Genomic DNA, 575 nt, shown 5'->3' on the forward strand with positions numbered 1-575 from the left:
GAGGTGAAGGTGCCGGACATCGGCGACTTCGATTCGGTCGAAGTCATCGAAGTGCTGGTAGCCGAGGGCGACACGGTTGAAAAGGAACAGCCGCTGATTACGCTGGAATCCGACAAGGCCACGCTGGAAGTCCCCTCCACCGCAGCCGGAAAGATCGCCGAGCTGAAGGTCGCCGAAGGCAGCACCGTCTCCGAAGGCGACGTCATCGCGCTGCTCGAATCCAGCGGCGGCGGCCAATCCTCGGGTGCCAAGAGCCAGCCACAATCGGGCGGCGACCCAACCAAAAAACAGCGCGACGACAAGGACAGCGAAGAGCCGTCGACGTCGCGTTCGGGCACCGCGCACAAGGACGACAAGCCGCACGATGCCGGCACTCGCGGCGGCGACCCGTCCCAGCTCAAGTCGGTGGATGAAGACCGCTTCGGCAAGGCCCATGCCTCGCCCAGTGTGCGCAAGTATGCTCGTGAGCTCGGCGCCGACCTCGGCCGTATCGAAGGCTCGGGCCACAAGGGCCGCATCACCTTCGAGGACGTGCAGTCCTACGTGAAAGGCGCGCTCGATCAAGTCCAGAGCGG

The 575-nt window shown here is 64.7% G+C and carries 1 protein-coding gene; it reads left to right on the plus strand.

Annotated features, from left to right (window positions below; genetic code table 11):
- Positions 1-575: biotin/lipoyl-containing protein (locus ACS8YF_RS20010; RefSeq protein ID WP_440851813.1), on the plus strand; the 575-nt coding region annotated here is incomplete at both ends.

The organism is Salinisphaera sp. SWV1 (assembly GCF_052044155.1).
Lineage (GTDB): Bacteria > Pseudomonadota > Gammaproteobacteria > Nevskiales > Salinisphaeraceae > Salinisphaera.